Below are 20,832 nucleotides of genomic sequence, written 5' to 3'. Positions count from 1 at the left end.
AAACCAAACCGGTTGGGAAGAATACCGTGGGTTTCAGTCTTTTCCTATCAGGGAAGCAACTTCAAAGTGCTATTTATCACTGTAAAGTTGCTTTTTTTATCTAAAAAGCGCCACTGGCTGTTACTTAAAGTCGGAGTAAGGCACCAATGGCTGAGGCGGCATATCCAAGTCACCTTGCCACCCCGCCATAGAGTAGCGCAGGTAAATCAGCGCATGACTTGGGGTATAATCTTTAGCTTGCTGGATATCAACTCCGGCCCCCAGTGTCCAGTGCGAACTCAGGCGGCGCTCAATCAAAGCTCGCAAGGTGTAACCCACGCCATTGCTGCTGTCACCATAATCGGGATCACCGCGATCTGGAATAGGCTGCAAGCTATTATTGAGCAGATTTTGCAGTGGGTAACGCGCCCGATCATTGGTCGCAGAGTGTGAAACAGACACCGACCCACCCAATTCCCACGACCAGTTATCTGTCCGCTCCCGATAATTTACCGGGATAGCCAGTGACAGATACTTTTGTGGGCTGTAATACCCGCCCTGGCCCAACGTGTAGCCGCTGAGATCTTTTTGGTAATGCCACCACATGCCATTCAAACCGACGGTAAAACGGCGGTTATCTTCATTGATTAGCTTGTAGTAATAGCCAGTCATAAAGCGCAGCCGCTGGTTATCGGCCACATTTTTCCCGGTGAGATAATGATAGCTCAAATCACTCCAGACCCCGTTAGCTTCCCCGCGGTCATAACTGGCTCCCAAGCTGACACCACTGGCGCGCACGCCCCCCCAAGTGATATTGGTATTGGGGTCTTTGCTACCGGCAAAAGCTAATAATGAGTTGGATATCGGCCGCCGCGAAGCCGTTGCCGTCCAACCAATATGGTCCCAACTGTTGCTGTACGCCAGCCCCCCCACCACATCGACCACCTCAAAACCCATCGGCGTGGTGCCAATATCTGTGGCCCAACTGTCATTTTGCCACCCCACCGCGACACTGGTGCCAGTGGCCCGTTGATGTAAATTCGTCTGACAAGGAATCTCAGTTTTGTAGCAAGTGCCTGCTTTGTAACGGGTATTTTTGTCAAAGGTGCCAGCATCCATATGCACGGTGTCAGTGCGGAAGAACACCCGACCATCAGCTAGCGAAGTATCCACTTGCAGCATGGTGTTGTAGGCGCTGAGATCTGAAATCCCTTCAGTGCCACTTGAATGCAGATAGTCTTGATCCAATGTGACGCGGGTATCCTGCTGACGATACAGATCCGCAGCATCAGCACGAATCCCGCGTTTGAGCCAATCATCCGTGGCTTGATTACGAGTCAGTAAAGTATAACTGTCATTATCTGCTGGAAGCTTAGCCGCTATGCCGCTGGCCACCATCGCCTGCTTGAAATCATCCTGAGCGGCAGCGGGTTGGCCCTGTAATTGCGCCAGCCGAGCCGAATCACGGAATATTAAAGCATTATCCTGTGATGGGGTGCCTTTGGCGGCGGCTGGTTTTAACCGCTGGAAAATATCTGCCGCTTTGTGTGGTTCACCCACACCACTCCAGGCATTGGCGACCCGCCGCTGAGTATTTAAGCTCGCCCCGTCACCCGTCAGTGGCTCAGTTTGCAAATGCTGACGCGCCTCGCTGAGGCGGCCCTCGGCGATATAGGCTTCAATCTCGCCCAAACGCGCATCAGGATTTTGCGGTTCACGCGCCCGGACATGCTGATAACCCGCCAGCGCTGCGCTGTAGTCGCCGCGCTCCAGCGCCCAATCTGCCAGTGTCAGGTCAATTTGTGTGTTAGCGGGTTGCTGGCGCAAGGCGGTGATGGCCCCCGCTTCATCGCCACTTGCCCGCAATTGGCGGGCCAAAGTCAGCACTTGACCCAATTTCAAGCGCTGGTCTAATTCACGAATATTATCATTCCATTGCGCCGTGGGCAGTGTGGTTAAATGCGCCAATGCCTGACTATCCCGCTCGGTGCTGGAAAGGTAAAGCGCATAGGCATAGACCTGTTCAGGATCGCCCGGTTTACGGCTGGCCAGTTGGTGGAATTGTGCATCCGCTTGCGCCGTCTGGCCCTCTTGCGCCAATGCTTGTGCCAGCCGATAAGTTATCCAGACATCGTCCGGCGCTCTCTGTTGCGCCTGCCGATATTTCTCTGCCGCCTGCTGCCACTGCTGCTGTGCCGCCAAGGTTTCGGCTTGCTGTTTCAGACTTTCTAATTGCAAGTTATCTAATGTGTCGCGCATTTTGGCTTGTTGGCTGCGGGGCAAATTATTCAGGTAATCCAGTGCTTTTTGTGGTGATTCCCGCTGATAAATATTGGCAAGCCCGCGCACCGCGCTGCTGTTGCTGGGATCGAGACGCAATGCTTGCTGATAATGCTGCTCGGCACTTTTATCATCATGACGGGCCACTGCCACATCACCCAAACCAATTAATGCATAACTGTCGCTGCCGTCGATTTGCCGCGCTTGTTGATATTTTTGCTGTGCCAACGCAGTGTTACCGGCTTTCAGCGCCTTATCACCGGCATCATTCAGCAGCCAGTAACGGTTGGTTTTGATCAAACTGGCCCATTTATCACTTTTCAGGCCGTCTTTATCCGATTTTTGCGCCTGTTCAAATAACTGTAATGCTTGCGCGCGATCGCCACCGCGAGCATACGCCAGACCCAGCGCGCCCAGAATTTCCGGGTCATTGGGTGAGGCGGCCAATGCTTGTTTCAATGCAGGGATGGCACCCGTCCCTTCGCCACTGTCGACTTTTTCCAGCCCGCTCAACCGCGCCTGATAGGCCGGATCGGCCAATGTAACCTGCTGATTAGCCAACTCTTTACGAGCAGCATCCGCTTGAGGGCCGGTGGAAAAAACGTCAAGAAAATGGGTCAATGCAGCAACACTTTGCGGGCTGACGGTCATCGCTTTGATGGTGTCCATCCACAAATCAGCAGCATCTGAAGCCCCGGTAGGGTCTGCGGCCACTTTTTCCAACATGGCGTAGCCAAGTACGGCCTTTTGTTGGCTGAAATACATACGCGCCAGCGCCATGCGCAGGGCAACATTGCCGGGATATTGTTGGTCCAGAGAGGCGAGTTTCTGGGTCGCAAGGGCTTCCTGACCGGGTAATCTCGCCACCAGCCGCCAATACTCAACCGCCAGATCCAGAGTCGGTGGATTGCCTTGCAGCAATTGATCATATTTAACTTTAGCTTCAGCAACCCGCCCCGCCGTTGCCAGTAGACGGGCCTCCTGCAATTGCTGACGAACTTCAGGTTTTGTCATGGCTAACATCAACTTAGCGCGGCGATATACTTCAGTGTCGGGTGCCAATTGTTGCAACTTATCCAGTTGTTTTTGTGCTTCGGCCAGATTCCCTTGCCGTAGCGCCTGGCGAATTCCTGCCGCGATAACATCCGGATTATTCGGGTCCATCATGTTTAGGCGATACAGGGATTGCTTCACCAACTCATCTTTATTGGTCGCCTCCCCCAATCGCACCTGCTCGAGTAAAAATTGAGTCGGCGACACAGCTTCAGCCCCCTGCGCCATACCGACAAAGGCTTGAGGCAATAACGCCAAACTTAATAGCCAGTTTATTTTAATGTTGCGCATTGACTGTTCCATGAAGGCTGAAGTTCCCCCTGACGATTAAAGCTATAGCGATGCTCTGTCCATCCCTGACCAAACAATGTCAGCACCGCGCTGTAGTAGGCATCAGCGCCCGGAGGTGAATCTTGCACACGTTTTTGTTGCTCGCTAAGCACCTGCTGATTAAATGGCGCGGGGTTGCTGGCTAAAAACGGTAATAATGCTGCCGAAAATCCGACCGGCCCATCGCCACTGGTTTTGCCGGTGAGGGCATCCGTTTTCTCCGGTGGTATGCCCTGTTGCTGGGTAATCTCCGCCATTGGCTGGAAACGCTGGATGAGTGCGGTCTTTTGCGGGCTATCATTGGGCAACATTCCGGCCCACAGATAACTGCGAATCGCGTCATAGCTGCCGATGTTCGGCTGGGTTTCATCCGGCTGCCAGCCTTTATCCTTTTGCCACACAACCCAATCAGGGCTGAAACCATGAGGTGCCGTTTCCAACCATAACCGCTGATTGGCATCAACCATCTCTTTCCACGGCCCCGCCAGAGAAGCAAAACGCGCCAGCAATTGTGGTGGCAAATAGCTTGGATTGAGCCGCCAGCGGTCTTCATTACTAAACCCAATTTTGCCCGGCAATAACATTTCACCGAGGCCCGGAATATTCACCACTTCTTCTTTAGCAATGCGTTGCAGCAACAAGGTGCCCATGGTCTTATAACGACGGATATCCCACAACCGGCCGGCCTCTAACAAACTGTAAGCAATCCATAAATCAGCATCCGAAGCCGAATTGGGGTCCAAAATATCCCAGCTATTTCCATTGCGTTGTCCCCATAACCAGGCGGGTAGGCGGGTGGTTAAATCCCCCGCCGATAAGTTGTTTTCTGTCCAACTTAATAGCCGGTCAAATGTCTCCCGGTCATCGGCCACCAGAGCAAAAAACAAGCCGTAACTCTGCCCCTCCGACGTGGTTATTTGCCTCGGGTTACTGGGGTCGATAACTCGCCCCCCTTCACTGATATAGTCTTGTTTGAACCGCTGCCATGCAGGCCAATCACACGCGGCTGTCGAACCAAAGCTGGCCAGCAGCAGGATGCATACCAGCCGTTTAAACATGGCGACCATCAAAATTAATCTCTCTCATCAGGTGATAACCGACGACGGCTAATCAGACGGAGCAAGCGCCAAGCCATCATTGCGGCGATAACAACCACCAACACGGCGACACCGGCCAGCACTACCGGATGGGTGGATAAGGTATGCCAGATGCGCTCCCACCAAGGTAAGTGGCCGACATAATAAGTTTCGCCGACCCGCAAGCTATTGACACCCGACTCACGAATAACCGCCACCGAGCCAAATACCGCCTCGCGTTTGCCACTGTCGAGCAAAGCATTATTCAGCAAGTTATAGCCCCGTGGGCTATCCGCCAATAATGCCACAATACTGCGCTGTGGGAAGTTCGGTGACTGCACTCCGATAATCGCCGACATCGCCCCTTCAGAGCTGATGGTCGCTTTGCTATCCGCAACCCAGTCCGAATCCGGTGCCATCATGCCGGGCAAGCCCGTTTGGCGGTTTGGCATTTTTACCCAACTTTGGGTTTGATCCACCAGCAGGTTAATCTGCCGATCATCACGGAGTTCTGGCGGGATCGGGCCGATAATCAGCACATCGGCGTCTTTGTCTTTCGCCTGTGACCAGTCATCGGTAATGTTGATACCCACCGCCGGATAACCCACTTGCGCCCCGATATTTCCCACCGCATTCAACAGCGTCGTCAGCTGTGACGGCGCAGGTTTTGGCGGCACTAAGACCAGGGTTTCGGAGAGATCCGCCATCCGGCTGAAAGGGAAGCCCGCATTGGCAAATGCCCGTAAATCCGGCATTTCCATAAAGTGGCGATAGCCGGAGAAGTCGATAGTGGAGTTACCGTCAATCACCGCGTGGTTCGGGGCGGTAGAGTAAGTTTCACAGCGCCCTTCCGCGCCACTCGCCAGCAAGGTGCTGTAATCAAAATCAAAGCGCAGTTGGTTGGTGGCCCCCAGTCTCAATGCCGGAATGGTTAACTGCTTGGTTGAATCTTGTAAACCTTGCAGTAGCGGCAGCCGCAGGATTTTACTGTCTTGCGGCATATTCGGCGACAGCGGGTAGTCCTGCACAAATTGATTATTCAGGCTAATACTTAAGCGAGAACCATCCATCAGGTGCGTTGAGGTGTAGCGGTATTTCAAGCGCATATCAATGCCCGCACTGCGGATCAGGAATAAATCCGGCGGCAGGTTCAGTGATAAGGAAATAGGCGGCGGCAACAAACCGGTGGTTTGCAACTGATCCGGATATTGCTGTAACTCAGCAAAGGTCATTGGCCGGTCGGTACGCACCCAGTTTGGCGCATCATAGGGCTGTCTTGGTGCCAGTTGCTCGACGTTATCCACCGTCACATTCTGACCGCTGAATAGAATATTACCTTGCGCAATCCCTTTCGCCGCCGTGATTAAGTCATTGTCATCGCGCCCCAAAATCAGCAACAGCTTCACATACGGATCATCCGGATGGCTGATGATTTCCACCGTCGGTGCTTTGACCGGCGGGTAATCTTTCAAAAAATCAGGGCGTTGGGTATTTGTCGCAAAAACCACCGCATGCTGAGTGGGCAGTTGATTATATAAAACCGGGAAACTCTGCCCACGCCATTGCGCTTGGTCACCAAACCAGGATGCCAAAATAGAGGCCGCGCGTTGTTGGGCCACGTCAGGTACTGCGGCAAACACCACCGGCAAAGTCAGCGGGCGGTTATCCCGCGCATCAAAGAAAGGCTCAGGGAAATGGGATAAATCATTTTTGACTGACAATGATTGATAGCGCAAATCCAACGAGCTGGATTTACTGATATCCAGCCACAGCGTATTACTGGCCGGGTTCTCACAAATACTCTGATAATGGCCGACAAACACTAACCGCAATCGGTTGAAATCACTGATATAAAGCGGATCAATCGGCAACTGGATCCGCGTGGGTTTACCCAGTTGATCTTTAGTGATCGCCGTGACGCCCATCAGCTCGTCATTCAGGAAGACTTTGACCTGCGACTCCACCGGAATCAGTGACGGCGACGGAGTAAATTCGAGATTTAACATAGCATGAGTGACCACTTCATCACTGCGCACGCCAAATTCAATCACCCCTTCAGGGTTAGTGCCATGCAAGGCGAATGTCCCCGGTGGCGGGGCAATTTTCGCAAAGGTGTAACTCACATCGCGAACCGGCACATTCGGCTGTACCGTCGGGGCGGCAGGGGCCAGCTCCACGGTTGCTTCAGCGGCAGGTGTCGAGTCCGCCGATTGAATTGCCGGAACAGCCAATGTTTCGGCTTGGGTAAATGGTGCTAACCCCAAAGCCAGTGCGGTAAACCAGGTTATTTTTCTCGTCATCATATCATCATCAATGTTGAGCCATTGTCTGGCCCTGGCTACTCGGAGCCTGATTTTTATCCACGCCATGGGGTACAAATGAGGCAATCCAGGCAATCAGGGAGGTAAATCCTATCAATACATTTCGAATCACCGGCGGAGCATAGCTGGCCATCCGAACATAGCCTCTAAAGCCCAGCGCCAAGACATCGCGCAGACTTTCAATCGGTTTATCTTCTGGGAAACTATCCTGCCACAGTGCCCATGTGTCAGCGCGAGCAAAGGTACACTGTATAAAATCAATATGTTGGGCTACAGTCAGCTGATGCATCCGCATGCCGACTTTGGTGCCGAAAGCGCGGGTGACTTCACACGGGAAGGTGTATTCCTGTGCGCCGCGTTTAAGCAGCAAATGCACGGCCTCGCCATCTTTCAGTAGCCCGGCTTCGCGCATCTCAACCCCCACCCCGCCATCGGAATAATCGCGCAGAGTACAGGAGAACAAATGACCATCAGCACGCGCTACCCCAGCGGGCATGGCAATTTCGACTCGATGGGACTGCCGCACTTGTTTGGCTTCAACCGCCACCGCCACCGCCCCGCCTAAAATCGTCATATTATAAATGACCCACACCAAGCTAATGACCACGGTCATGATTTCAGTGGCCGGGCCATAGCCCAAGCGCCACAAGCCCGCAATCAACCCCGCCAGATTGAGTAGAACCAGCGCCATATAAGGGCGGGTAATCACCCAGTCCACATGTTGCTCTTCGACCAAACCGCCTTTTGCCGTGACATTAAATGTCCCTTTGTGGGGGTTGAGCAGCGCCACGGTGGTCGGGCGGGCAATATACCAGGCCAGTACTGTTTCATAGATTTCACTCCAGAATGAATGGCGATATTTACCTTGTAGACGGGAGTTAGTCAGACTGGCGTGAATCATATGCGGCAGCACATAAAGTGCAATCGCCAGTGCTGGCGCGAAAATGATGTAAGCATGCAGCAGCAGGAATGCCAGCGGAGCTGTCAGGAAGATCAACCGCGGAATGCCCGATAAAAAGTGCAACATGGCGTTGGCGTAGCACAAGCGCTGGACAAGTTTTAGCCCTTTGCCCAGCAGCGGATTATCCAGCCGGAAGATTTGCACCATGCCCCGCGCCCAGCGGATACGCTGCCCGATGTGTGCTGACAAACTTTCCGTTGCCAACCCGGCGGCTTGCGGAATGCGGATATAAGCGGAAGTGTAGCCTTTGCGATGCAGGCGCAATGAAGTGTGGGCATCTTCGGTGACAGTTTCCACCGCGATCCCGCCCACTTCATCTAAGGCGCTACGGCGTAAAACGGCACAGGAGCCACAGAAGAAAGTCGCATCCCACATATCATTACCGTCTTGAACCAGGCCATAGAATAAGGTGCCTTCATTGGGTGTTTGACGGAAGCGGCCTAAATTTCGCTCAAAAGGATCGGGAGAGAAAAAGTGGTGCGGCGTTTGAATCATGCCGAGCTTTTTATCTTTAAAGAACCAGCCGACGGTCAGTTGCAGGAAAGAGCGGGTGGGTACGTGGTCGCAGTCAAAGATAGCGACAAACTCACCAGTGGCCTGTTTCAGCGCATTATTGATATTACCGGCTTTGGCGTGTTCATGAGTGGGACGGGCAATGTAGTGCACCCCGACTTCGGCGGCAAAATCGCGAAAAGCGGGCCGGTTACCATCATCCAAAATATAGATGTTAATTTTGTCTTTCGGCCAATCAATACCCAATGCCGCATAAATGGTCGGTTTGACCACACCGAGGTCTTCATTATAAGTCGGCACCATCAAATCAATGGTTGGCCAGCTATTGATATCTTCCGGCATAGGCACCGGCTGGCGGTTTAGCGGCCAAATCGTCTGGAAGTAGCCCAACACCAGCACTACCCAAGCATAGGTTTCGGCTAACAGTAATAATAAACCGCACACCAAGCTCACCGGGTCATCCCAGTTAAGCGTTTCGGTATAACGCCACCATAGGTAGCGGCAGGAAACGGTTAACGACAACACAATCAGCATCAGGGTAGGTAAGCGCCCCGGTACCCGCCGCATCACCATGGCAATGGCCCATAACAGTAAGACAAACACGAATTGCGCCATCATACCGAAAGGTTGCGAAATACACAGCAAGGCCAAAATACTGGTGAAAATACCCAGAATAATAAACAAGATACGGCGAGCACGTCTTGGTAGTTGGCTTAATCGGTTGGCAACTGATTTCTCTATTCGCTGGAGTTCAAAACGCTGGGGAATTTCCCCCAACCAACTGATATAGCTCTGTCTTTTGTTTTTTACCCAGCCCTTACCGACCGCCGCTGGCCGGCGTTTTTTATTATGGTCTGATTGTGGACGGATGAATAACAGCCACAGCCCTTGCAGCAGATAGCGCAAACCATCCCCCAGGCGCGGGCGATTAGGTGAAATCTGCGGGAACCAGTAAGTCCGGTGCTGTATCACATACTGCCAGCTTGGGGACTCCAGGCGCAGGAATACCCAGCACAGTGGCAGCGCCATCGTGGTGAGAAGGGCCGTGAGCACGGTACAGCCTTGCTGCATATAAAGATGATAGCGGCGGCGCATCGCCTGATAAGCCGGTGTCTGAAATAACATCCGCATCAGGCGATTCATCGGCCGCTGTCCGCCACATTAATCAGGCACCAATTTGCCAAAGTCATCACCTCTTCCGCTGCCAGACTTTGCGCGCTGTACTCGCCCAAAGGCTGTTTGGCGGCCAATGCTTCGGCCATCGCTTCATCGCGATGAATAAAGGTCGGCAATAAACTATCCAAACTTTGCAGCCAGAGCTGATGCAAATCCTGTTGTAGGCGGCTGTTGGCAGTAAACTGATTCAGCAGGAAATGACAGCCAACAGGTAAATTTTGCTGATGCAGGCGAATATGGCAACTGGCATCCGCATGAATCAGAATCAGAGTTTGATCCGCCAACGCTAATGCTTGGCGGGTGAACACACTGTCACCGGCGGGGATATCCAACAAAATCCAACCATAGCTCGCGCTGGCCTGCAATGTGGACAAGTTCTCCTGCCATTGACGAGGGTTTTGCTGCAAAAACGTGCTGATTTGCTCATTTTCAGCTTGAGTTAATTGGCCAAATGGCACGAAATCCAGCTTCTCGGTGTAGCGCATGGCACCTTGCTGCCAGCCTTCACCGTCAATTTCAGCTTTAGCCCAACCACGGGATTGCTCAAAACTCATGTTGAAATGCAACCGCAGTAAATTATCCGGTGAAAAATCAATCACCAAAACTGATTCGTCCAATTGCTGTAGCGCCCATGCCAGAGCCGCAGTTACCGAGGTTGTGCCAACGCCCCCTCTTACACCTTGTAACGCCAATACCGGCATAGGCTATTCGCTCCCTGTAGATTGCGCTAATTCTGCCAACAATGGCCAGCGAGCCATCATTTGGATTAATCGTTCCTGACGGACAATATCGATATAACTTAACGTGGGTAACGAGAAAGCCTGACTTAATGCAAGCAGATCATCCTGAGCCTCAAGTGAAGTTTTTTCATGAAATCGATTTATTATAGTCTTCATTTATCCGCCTTGAGAAAATAGACTATGTTAATTAAGTATAATAATGATCGTTTTATACTTTACTTGATAAGAAGAATCTTAGATTAATATTCAGGCAAGGACATTGGTTAATACTTATTGCAATGTTACAATTGTTTTTTAACTTTATCCAGTTATTGGCCCAATAGCACTTTAACGAAAGCAGATAATGAATCTATGTCACGATGTTTCTCATTAGGTGTTCGCGAAATCTGGGATGAATTGGCCGTAATACAGGCTCCCGGATTCTATTGGATCAATATTGAACGTCAAATAGATGCCAACTTATTCTGCCAGCAAGTTATTCGTAACCAACCCGAAGATACCCGGGCGGCATTGATTTGCTCAGGGCAAAAACCTGAAAACCTCCTGACTAATATCGGTCATTCTGGCCCCAAGAAATTACCGCTATTTACATTACCTGCTCAAAGAAATGCCTTAAAATTTTTAACCCATGATTTGATGCGCTCATTGCGCCCACAACAGCGGCTTTTCATTCTGTTTGCTCCCGCCAGTTTGTGGCAAACCTTTACCAGTGAAGAGATGCAGCAGTGGCTACAGCAGATTCAGCAATGGCTGGAGGCCCAGAACTGCACACTATTGGTGATTTGTCACAGCTCCGGCATTAATAAAGTTAAAAATCAGTTAGTCAGTCAGCACCGTTATTTACAAGGCCTGGCTAATCTGCAATGGCAGCAGGATAATGCACAATATATGGTTGCCTGGTGGAGCACAGCAAAAGGGGTGACCGCCAATCAATTAGTCTTGCTCGAAGCCGATGAACAAGGCTGGAGCATGGCGGATGAAGTCCAGCAAGCTCTGCCGCAATCGCGCAATGATGAGCATCTCTATTTAGCCCATACCCACATTCTGGAAGGCGCCCCCCCGCTTTCTAGTCACTGGCAATTGCTGGAGTCCAATGCGGCTTTAGCTCAGCGGGCAATGACGGCGCATGCCGCAACACTGATTTTTGCGCTGAATCAAAGCGAGCAAATTGATGAAATGGCGCATCAAATCCATAACATTCGCCGTCAACGCGGCAATAGCGTGAAAATCGTGGTACGCGAAATGCACGCCAGCCTGCGCTACAGCGATGAGCGCTTGTTACTGGCCTGCGGTGCCAACCTGATCGTCCCACAGGTTGCGCCATTATCGCGTTTTCTGACAATGCTAGAAGGGATTCAAGAGCAGCAATTCTCTCGCCATGTTCCCGAAGATATCAATGCGTTACTGGAAGCATTGCGCCCACTTCAGCTCAAAGGCTATCTACCACCGGCGGAGTTTTGCCACTCGGTGTTGCAGTTGATGAACAACACCTTGCTACCGGAAAATGGTAAAGGCGTATTGGTTGCGCTGCGGGCCGTGCCGGGGTTACAGGCGCGTCAAGCGCTGACACTGTGCCATTTACGCCGCTATGGCGACGTGGTGACGGTGTCTGATAATCGGTTGATATTGTTCCTTTCCACTTGCCGCATCAATGACTTAGACACTGCTCTCAGTCATATTTTCCGCCTACCCGTGGCCGAAGCATTCAGTAATAGGCTGGTGTGGTATCAGGATCAGGAAATTATTTCGGAGGTTAACAGAATGATTAATACTCCCGAAGCATGGCAAGCTGCTGGTGATAAAAAGACTTATAAACAAGAAGTTGATGCACCAGACCAGGTGGAAGCCACCCGGCGCACACCCGTGCCATTGACACTGACCACCCGCCACCGTCAGGAGAATACCCATGAATCTCAATGATATTTGGCAAATTCTGTTGCTGGGCGCGATTATCTTTTTCCCGCTGGGCTATAGCGCTCGCCGCTGGTTTCCGCGGTGGTGGGAGAAAAAACAACATTTGTTCTTATCCGCGCGCTATTTAAAATCAGAAGGGATTTGGTTGCGTGATGGCTCCTCTTCACAGACTAAGAAATCACCATGAATGCAAAAAATAAACAGCAAGAATCGCAGAGTCCGTGGCGCTATTGGCGTGGCCTGGGCGCATGGAACATCTATTTCCTGTTCAAGTTTGCCCTGCTGTGGTTTGGTTACCTGAATTTCCATCCCTTAGCAAACTTGGTATTTTTGGCCTTTCTGCTGTTCCCAATCCCGGCGTACCGCGTCCACCGCTGGCGTCACTGGATAGCCATTCCCATCGGTATTGGCTTGCTCTATCACGATACCTGGCTGCCGGGCATCAACAGCATCATGAGCCAAGGCTCCCAAGTAACAGGGTTTAGCTTTAGCTATCTAATTGAATTATTTGGCCGTTTCATTAACTGGGCCATGATAGGAGCCGCCTTCACCATTCTGGTGGGCTACCTGTTTATTTCGCAATGGATTCGCGTCACTGTTTTTGTCGTCGCAGCCATGATTTGGCTGAATATCGCCGGTATTGCCGGGCCGGCATTTTCTCTGGCCCCAACAGTGGAGACTGCGACAGCAACAGCCGCGCCAGCCAGTACAGAGCAACCCACAGCCGGGGGCAGCCCTGTCGAAGCGGGTGGCCCGCCCACTGATGCTAATCTGACCGCCCATTTGAATGTTTTTTATGAGCAAGAAAAAACTCGCCGCACCACATTCCCGGCATCACTACCCGGTGACGCACAACCATTTGATTTGTTAGTGATTAATATCTGTTCATTGTCATGGTCAGATATTGAGGCGATTCAACTGGATAAACACCCGCTGTGGGGTAAGTTTGATATTCTGTTTAAAAACTTCAACTCAGCCACCGCCTACAGTGGCCCGGCGTCTATCCGCCTGTTACGCGCCAGCTGCGGCCAGTCATCACACAAAGATTTGTATCAGCCGCAAGACCAGCAGTGTTATCTGTTTGATAACTTAGCCAAACTTGGGTTTACCTCCCAACTGGTAATGGATCACTCCGGTGTCTTTGGTAATTATCTGCAAAACATCCAAGACGACGGCAATATGCGCGCGCCGATGATGTCGCAAAAAGGCATTAGTAATCAATTAGCTTCCTTTGATGGCGAGCCGATTTATAACGATTTGGAATTGCTGAATCGCTGGCTGGAGCAGCAGAAAAACGGGGGGGATACCCGCAGCGCAACTTTCATGAATATCATACCGTTACATGACGGTAACCGCTTCGTTGGTACCAACAAATCTGCGGATTATCATGCGCGCGCCCAAACTCTATTTGACCAGTTGAACACTTTCCTTGAAGAGTTGGAAAAGTCAGGTCGAAAAGTCATGGTGGTGGTGGTGCCAGAGCACGGTGCCGCCTTGGTTGGCGATAAAATGCAGATGTCTGGTCTACGCGATATCCCCAGCCCCAGCATTACTCATATCCCGGTGGGGATTAAATTGATTGGTATGAAAGCGCCATCACCCGCCAGCCCGGTGGTTGTGAGTGCGCCCAGCAGTTATCTGGCTATTTCTGAGTTAGTTTCACGAATGGTTGATGGCAAAGTATTTACCGCGCCAAGTGTTGACTGGCAGACCTTGACACAAGGTTTACCAGAAACCGCCGTCATTTCAGAAAATGATAATGCTATTGTGATGCAATATCAGGGCAAACCTTATATTCGACTCAATGGCGGTGATTGGGTACCTTATCCACAATAATAGAAAGTATTGATGTTATTTAATTCAGGGTGCATCTATTGCACCCTTTTTATTCAGATGTACAAAAATAATTAATTTTATTTTCAGTTAAATCTTGCGGCATTAATTACCAATATGGTCTACGACATAATAATTCAAATAAATTAGCTCGAAATTAATTATTATCTAATCATTTATAAGCCAACTATCTAGTTTAATTAGGTTATAACTCAAAAATAAATGCTGCTATTCAGTTATAAAAAAACGCCGGATAACCGACGTTTTTTATTGATGTTATACGGCTGTATTCCCGCTTTAACTCGCTTTTCCCACTTCATCCTGATCAACAGCAAAGCAAGCTATCATTTGGTCGCCATACTGCTTCAGTTGGGGTTGCAACTGTGTACAAGGGCCAAACGCCCGGCGGCAACGCGCATTGAACGCGCAACCTGGCGGTGGGCTCATTGGGCTAGGCAATTCGCCAGTCAACTTAATACGCTCACGGCGCATATCTGGATTCAGCCGTGGTGTGGCAGATAATAATGCCTGTGTATAAGGGTGACGCGGATTATTGAAAATGGCCGCTTTACTGCCTTTTTCAACACAACGCCCCAAGTACATCACCATCACTTCATCGGCAATATGCTCAACGACTGATAAGTCGTGGGAGATAAAGACATACGATAAACCCAGCTCCTGCTGCAAATCCATCATCAGGTTCAATACCTGCGCCCGCACTGACACATCCAGCGCCGACACTGGCTCATCAGCAATCACCACATCAGGATTCAACATTAACCCGCGCGCAATGGCGATACGCTGGCGCTGACCGCCGGAGAACATATGTGGATAGCGGTCATAATGTTCAGTTTTTAGCCCGACTTTGGCCATCATCGCCAACGTTTTTTCGCGGCGCTCTTTGCTATTGAGCTTAGTATTGATTTGCAGCGGTTCTTCCAGAATCTGCCCCACTTTCTTACGCGGGTTCAGTGAACCATAAGGGTTCTGGAACACAATCTGGATTTTCTGGCGGCGCAGTTTTTCCGCACTTTCATCGGGCTTGAGCAAATCCTGACCTTGGTAGTAAAGCTCGCCACCAGTGGGGATTTCTATCATGGTCAGTAAGCGGCCCAAGGTGGATTTACCACAGCCGGACTCTCCCACCACCGCCAGCGTTTTGCCGCGCTCCAAAGTGAATGAAACGCCATCCAGAGCTTTAACCAGCCGCTCCGGTGCAAATAACCCTTTTTTGACTGGATAGTATTTCTTTAAATCAATGGCTTGCAACAGCGGCTTAGCTGCCGGTGATTCATTTTTCATTTCAATAGGTTGACTCATAGGGTCGGCCTCCCCGCATCATCGAGCGGTGTATGGCATTTAACCTGACGCCCCGCTGGCCCCAGCAGTTCAGGTTCTTCACGGCGGCAGCGATCATTAGCATACGGGCAACGCGGATTAAGCAAGCAGCCTTCAGGACGGTCATATTTACCCGGAACCACACCCGGCAGGGATGCCAACCGCGCTTTATCCTGCGCAAATTCCGGCAATGCCCGCAACAGTGCTTGAGTATAGGGATGGCGCGGCGCACGGAAAATTTCCGCAGATTTACCGGTTTCCACTACCTGACCGGCATACATCACAATAATATGATGAGCCGCCTCAGCAACCAATGCCAGATCATGGGTAATCAGCAACAGCGCCATATTTTCACGCTGTTGTAATTCCAAAAGTAATTCAATGATTTGCGCCTGAATGGTCACATCCAGCGCAGTTGTCGGCTCATCAGCAATCAGTAATTTAGGCCGACAGGCAATCGCCATCGCAATCATCACCCGCTGGCTCATCCCACCGGAAAGCTGGTGCGGATAGACATCCAACCGCGAGGCCGGATCAGGAATGCCGACCAATGTCAGCAAATCCACCGCCCGCTGGTGACGAGTTTTACGGTTGCCGCCCTGATGCACCTTCAGCGCTTCCATTATCTGAAAACCGACGGTATAGCACGGGTTAAGGCTGGTCATCGGGTCTTGGAAGATCATCGCGACTTCCGAACCCACTAATTGACGCCGTTCTTTTTCAGATATCTTGGTGAGGTCGCGGCCATTAAATTCCAGCTTATCGGCCATCACTTTGCCGGGGTAATCAATCAGCCCCATGATTGCCAATGAGCTGACTGATTTACCAGAGCCGGACTCACCGACAATCCCAATCACCTGACCTTGCTCAATACTGTAACTGATGCGGTCTACTGCTTTGAACGGCGCGCCTTGGTCACCAAAGTGCACCGACAATTTGTCTACATTTAAAAGTGCCATCTCTCTCTACCTCTGTTACTGCTTGAGTTTGGGGTCGAGAGCATCACGCAGGCCGTCCCCCATCAGGTTAAACGCCAGAACCGTCAGCAGAATCGCTACACCGGGGAAGGTCACGACCCACCAGGCGCTTTGGGCGAACTGCAACACATCAGAGAGCATGGTGCCCCACTCTGGTGTTGGCGGTTGCGCACCCATCCCAAGGAAGCCGAGAGCCGCCATATCCAGAATGGCGTTAGAGAAGCCGAGAGAAGCCTGCACGATTAACGGCGCAAGGCAGTTTGGCAAAATATTGATAAACATTTGGCGCATTGCGCCCGCACCGGCCACTCTTGAGGCCGTGACATAGTCGCGATTGACCTCAACCAACACGGCAGCTCGCGTCAAACGCACATAGTGCGGCAAGGCCACAAAGGTGAGCGCCAGCGAGGCATTGACAATCGAAGGCCCAAATACCGCCACCAACACCAATGCCAGTAATAAACTTGGCAGTGCCAGCATGATATCGACAACACGCATGATGATGGCGTCAACTATGCCGCCAAAATAACCGGCCAGTAAGCCGAAAACCACGCCCATCACCAGTGACAACACCACCACCAGACAACCCACCAACAGTGAGAGGCGGGCACCGTACATCAGGCGGGACAAGACATCGCGGCCCACATCATCAGTACCAAGAATGAACTTCCAACTACCGCCGGCTTCCCAAACAGGGGGTTTTAGCAGTGCATCGCGAAATTGCTCTGCTGGCCCATGTGGGGCGAGCCAGGTGGCACCCGCGGCAATCACCAGCATAATAATGATATAAAACAGGCCGATAACAGCCCCTTTATTGCGCTTGAAATAGTGCCAAAACTCCTGCAAAGGAGTCATCGGCTTCGGCGCACTTTTTACTGTCGACTCAATAAGTTGAGACATTTTGCGCCCCTTATTTCTTGTGACGAATACGCGGGTTAACTACGCCATAGAGCACATCTACCAGCAAGTTAACTAAAATAATCATGATCGCGACCAGCAACACCCCACCCTGAACGACCGGGTAATCGCGGCGTTGCAATGCATCCATCAACCAGCGCCCTAATCCCGGCCAGGAGAAGATGGTTTCCGTCAAAATCGCGCCCGCCAGCATAGTGCCGACCTGTAAGCCAATCACGGTGACCACCGGCAATAAGGCATTGCGCAGGGCATGAACCACTATCACGCGCATCCGGCTCAGGCCTTTAGCGCGCGCGGTACGGATATAATCCTCGCCCAACACTTCCAGCATTGAGGAACGGGTCATCCGCACAATCACGGCGAGGGGAATCGTACCCAAGACAATGGCGGGTAAAATCATATGCATCACGGCGTCTTTGAAATCGCCGGGCTCACCCCAAACAAGGGTGTCTATCAGCATAAAACCGGTCAATGGTAAGCTATCATCGAGGAATACAGTGTCGCTGACTCGCCCCGAAACCGGGGTCAGGTTCCATTGCACCGAAACCAGCATGATCAGCATGATGCCCCACCAGAAGATAGGCATCGAGTAGCCGGTGAGAGAGATCCCCACGGCGGTGTGGTCGAATATTGAACCGCGTTTGACTGCTGCCAACACCCCGACCGGGATACCCACGGCGATAGCAAACAGCATCGCGCAGATCCCAAGTTCCAGAGTTGCTTTAAAGCGGGGAACAAACTCTTCCCAGACAGCAATACGGCTTTTCAGCGAGATGCCGAGGTCGCCATGTAATACGCCATTCACATAATGGAAGTATTGTTGATAAAGAGGCTTGTCCAGCCCCATTTCCGCCATGATTTGAGCATGGCGCTCGGTGGAGATACCGCGTTCCCCGGCCATGATAGTCACCGGGTCACCCGGGATCATATGGACAAAAGCGAAGGTCAGCAAAGTAATGCCGATAAACGTTGGGATAACTAACCCCAAACGTCGGAGTATGAACTGCAACATATCCCGAACTCTCTGTGTAGAATGCCGGGCCGCTCGTGGGCAACCCAGCTTATTAAACCTCCCCAATATGCTATTTTACTTGCCATTTTGACCTAGGGCAGTGCTCACCAACGTCACGTACTGCGTGTACGCTCCGGTGCTTGCGCGCTGTCCATGCCCAAAATTTCTGCGACAATAACACTTATTGGGAGAGGTTATATGGCTCACATCTGTATCTGTCTTAACCTAAATGCGAAACCGGCGAACATGCTTTTACACACATTCACCGGTTATCTAACAGGTTAAAATTAATCCAGGGACACGTTCTCGAAATGGTGTTTACCCAACGGATCAACCACATAACCTTTCACTTCTTTACGCACTGGCTCATACACGGTTGAGTGAGCAACAATCAGCGCTGGCGCTTGATCATGCATAACAACCTGAGCTTGTTTGTAAAGTGCGACACGTTTGTCATGGTCAGACTCAGCACGCGCTGGCTGGATCACGTCTTCAAACGGCTTATAGCACCACTTGGAGTAGTTGGAACCTTGTTTGGCCGCATCACAGCTGAACAGAGTTGCGAAGAAGTTGTCCGGGTCCCCATTGTCCCCAGTCCAGCCCATCATCACAGTTTCATGCTCGCCGTCTTTAGCACGCTTGAGGTATTCGCCCCACTCGTAGGTCACAATTTTGGCTTTCACGCCAACTTTCGCCCAGTCGGACTGGATCATTTCAGCCATACGACGCGCATTTGGGTTGTACGGACGCTGAACTGGCATTGCCCACAGGTCGATCTCGAAACCATCTGGCAGGCCAGCTTCTTTCAGCAACTCTTTCGCTTTAGCTGGGTCGTAAGCATAATCTTTCACGTCATCGTTGTAGCCCCACATAGTCGGTGGGATCAGGTTTTTGGCCGCTTGGCCTGCGCCCTGATAAACCGCTTCGATAATCGCTTCTTTATTTACCGCCATGGTCAACGCCTGACGGACTTTGAGGTTATCCAGTGGTTTTTTCTCAACATTGAAAGAGAGGTAACCGACGTTCAGGCCAGGTTGCTCCATCAAGTTGATAGTTTTGTCTTCTTTCATGCGAGCAATGTCGGCCGGGTTAGGGTACGGCATAACCTGACATTCATTTTTCTGCAATTTCGCATAACGGACTGACGCATCTGGGGTAATTGAGAAGACCAGACGATCAATTTTCGGTTTGGTGCCCCAGTAACCCTCAAAGGCTTTGTACAGGATGCGGGAGTCTTTTTGGTACTGTTGCAACTGGAATGGGCCGGTACCGATTGGGTTCAAATCGACTTTTTCCGGTGTGCCCGCTTTCAGCATGTTGTTAGCATATTCAGCAGACAGAATTGACGCGAAGTCCATTGCCAGGTCAGCCAGGAATGGAGACTCTGGACGCGCCAGCTCAAAGCGCATGGTGTTATCGTCAACTTTAACGATATTGGTGATCAAATCACCCATACCCATACCCTGGAAGTATTCATAGCTGCCGCCAGACACTTTATGGTACGGATGTTTATCATCTTTCTGACGCATGAATGAATAAATCACATCGTCAGCATTAAAATCGCGGGTCGGTTTAAAGTCTTTATTATCTTGCCACTTCACGCCTTTACGCAGGTGGAAAGTGTAAGTTTTACCATCTTCACTCACTTCCCACTTTTCAGCCAGACCGGGTTCAATTTCGGTTGTACCGAGTTTGAATTCAACCAGACGGTTGTAGATAGGAACCGAACTTGCATCATAAGTTGTGCCAGAGGTGAAAAGTTGTGGGTTGAAACCTTCCGGAGAGCCCTCAGAACAATATACCAATGTCTTCGCTTGTACACTGGCCGCTACGGTCAGTGCAATCAGCCCAATACCGAATTTCAGTATCCCTGTTTTTCCCAAGGAAATCGTCATCGCTTGTGCTCCATTATGGTGATGTGTGTTGTGTGTACGGCCAAGCCCTATAATTTTTTAGTCAGTGGACTGTACCGTTTTGGCCTATTTACCGCAGGGATGCGGGATTGAGATGCCGGATAAATGCTATCGCGACGGCAATGTAGAATGTATGGAATAACCCCAAATTGCTCTCGATTACTACCCCTGAGGGTACCAATTTGGCAACAGTTGGTGACAACGTCAATACGATCTGAATGGATTTATTAAGACAATGAGAAACAGCATACAAACATAAAAAAAACTTTCCATTAACATTATCAGCATTAAAATTTATGCTATTAGGAATAATCCAGCGGTATAAACTGGCTAAGAAAAATAAAGCAGTTGTAACAGCTAATGACAAACGAAAAAACTTTGTTGCTAAATGAGGATTATCTGTTCAGATTTTTTTGTAATAACGATAGAAAATAGAGAGAAATGCGGCTGTGACAGCCGATAAGTGACGTGAACCTTGTCACACACAACCGGAATCTC

At 50.8% G+C, this 20,832-nt stretch carries 14 protein-coding genes; 3 read left to right on the top strand and 11 right to left on the bottom strand.

Annotated features, from left to right (window positions below):
* Window positions 1–120: 120 nt before the first annotated feature.
* The 6 genes from bcsC to bcsR are packed head-to-tail and all read right to left on the bottom strand — an operon-like array spanning window position 121 to window position 10,585.
* Window positions 121–3,603, bottom strand: a complete 3,483-nt coding sequence (bcsC, locus tag OP863_RS00465) for a cellulose synthase complex outer membrane protein BcsC (protein ID WP_265525766.1) — start codon at window positions 3,601–3,603, stop codon at window positions 121–123.
* Window positions 3,585–4,709 carry a cellulose synthase complex periplasmic endoglucanase BcsZ gene (gene bcsZ, locus OP863_RS00460; RefSeq protein ID WP_265525765.1) on the bottom strand — a complete coding sequence of 375 codons (1,125 nt, stop codon included), beginning with the start codon at window positions 4,707–4,709 and terminating at the stop codon, window positions 3,585–3,587. Before bcsZ ends, bcsC begins: the two co-directional genes overlap by 19 nt.
* Before the next feature lie 5 nt (window positions 4,710–4,714).
* Window positions 4,715–7,018, bottom strand: a complete 2,304-nt coding sequence (bcsB, locus tag OP863_RS00455; protein WP_265526294.1) for a cellulose biosynthesis cyclic di-GMP-binding regulatory protein BcsB — start codon at window positions 7,016–7,018, stop codon at window positions 4,715–4,717.
* Window positions 7,019–7,028: 10 nt separating this feature from the next.
* Window positions 7,029–9,656 (bottom strand): UDP-forming cellulose synthase catalytic subunit, encoded by a 2,628-nt coding sequence (gene bcsA / locus OP863_RS00450; protein WP_145588783.1) that lies wholly within the window; start codon window positions 9,654–9,656, stop codon window positions 7,029–7,031.
* Window positions 9,653–10,390, bottom strand: a complete 738-nt coding sequence (bcsQ, locus tag OP863_RS00445) for a cellulose biosynthesis protein BcsQ (protein ID WP_038637464.1) — start codon at window positions 10,388–10,390, stop codon at window positions 9,653–9,655. The genes bcsA and bcsQ overlap by 4 nt, the downstream gene beginning before the upstream one ends.
* 3 nt (window positions 10,391–10,393) lie before the next feature.
* A complete protein-coding gene (gene bcsR, locus OP863_RS00440; protein ID WP_145509402.1) occupies window positions 10,394–10,585 on the bottom strand; it encodes a cellulose biosynthesis protein BcsR in 192 nt (63 codons plus the stop codon).
* A 195-nt stretch (window positions 10,586–10,780) separates the two neighbouring features.
* Between bcsR and bcsE the strand changes: the two genes are divergently transcribed.
* From bcsE to bcsG, 3 genes are read left to right on the top strand one after another with little or no spacing between them, the layout of a single operon-like run.
* On the top strand, window positions 10,781–12,349 hold the full coding sequence (bcsE, locus tag OP863_RS00435; protein WP_145588785.1) for a cellulose biosynthesis protein BcsE: 1,569 nt from the start codon (window positions 10,781–10,783) through the stop codon (window positions 12,347–12,349).
* Window positions 12,336–12,530, top strand: a complete 195-nt coding sequence (gene bcsF, locus OP863_RS00430; protein WP_038637471.1) for a cellulose biosynthesis protein BcsF — start codon at window positions 12,336–12,338, stop codon at window positions 12,528–12,530. Before bcsE ends, bcsF begins: the two co-directional genes overlap by 14 nt.
* Window positions 12,527–14,179: a cellulose biosynthesis protein BcsG gene (bcsG, locus tag OP863_RS00425; RefSeq protein WP_265525764.1), complete on the top strand. Its 1,653-nt coding sequence runs from the start codon at window positions 12,527–12,529 to the stop codon at window positions 14,177–14,179. The genes bcsF and bcsG overlap by 4 nt, the downstream gene beginning before the upstream one ends.
* 294 nt (window positions 14,180–14,473) lie before the next feature.
* On the opposite strand, the gene dppF is transcribed toward bcsG, so the two are convergent.
* The 5 genes from dppF to dppA form a co-directional block, all read right to left on the bottom strand.
* Window positions 14,474–15,478 carry a dipeptide ABC transporter ATP-binding subunit DppF gene (gene dppF / locus OP863_RS00420; protein WP_038639933.1) on the bottom strand — a complete coding sequence of 335 codons (1,005 nt, stop codon included), beginning with the start codon at window positions 15,476–15,478 and terminating at the stop codon, window positions 14,474–14,476.
* A gap of 14 nt (window positions 15,479–15,492) precedes the next feature.
* Complete coding sequence (gene dppD, locus OP863_RS00415) at window positions 15,493–16,473, bottom strand: dipeptide ABC transporter ATP-binding protein (RefSeq protein WP_038637476.1); 981 nt, start codon at window positions 16,471–16,473, stop codon at window positions 15,493–15,495.
* A 15-nt stretch (window positions 16,474–16,488) separates the two neighbouring features.
* Window positions 16,489–17,391, bottom strand: a complete 903-nt coding sequence (dppC, locus tag OP863_RS00410) for a dipeptide ABC transporter permease DppC (protein WP_038637478.1) — start codon at window positions 17,389–17,391, stop codon at window positions 16,489–16,491.
* A gap of 10 nt (window positions 17,392–17,401) precedes the next feature.
* Window positions 17,402–18,421: a dipeptide ABC transporter permease DppB gene (gene dppB / locus OP863_RS00405; protein ID WP_019081650.1), complete on the bottom strand. Its 1,020-nt coding sequence runs from the start codon at window positions 18,419–18,421 to the stop codon at window positions 17,402–17,404.
* A gap of 287 nt (window positions 18,422–18,708) precedes the next feature.
* Complete coding sequence (gene dppA / locus OP863_RS00400) at window positions 18,709–20,316, bottom strand: dipeptide ABC transporter periplasmic-binding protein DppA (RefSeq protein ID WP_265525763.1); 1,608 nt, start codon at window positions 20,314–20,316, stop codon at window positions 18,709–18,711.
* Window positions 20,317–20,832: the final 516 nt, after the last annotated feature.

Source organism: Yersinia sp. SCPM-O-B-9106 (C-191) (assembly GCF_026183365.1).
GTDB lineage: Bacteria > Pseudomonadota > Gammaproteobacteria > Enterobacterales > Enterobacteriaceae > Yersinia > Yersinia rochesterensis.
This window is presented reverse-complemented; position numbering and strand designations above follow the sequence as displayed.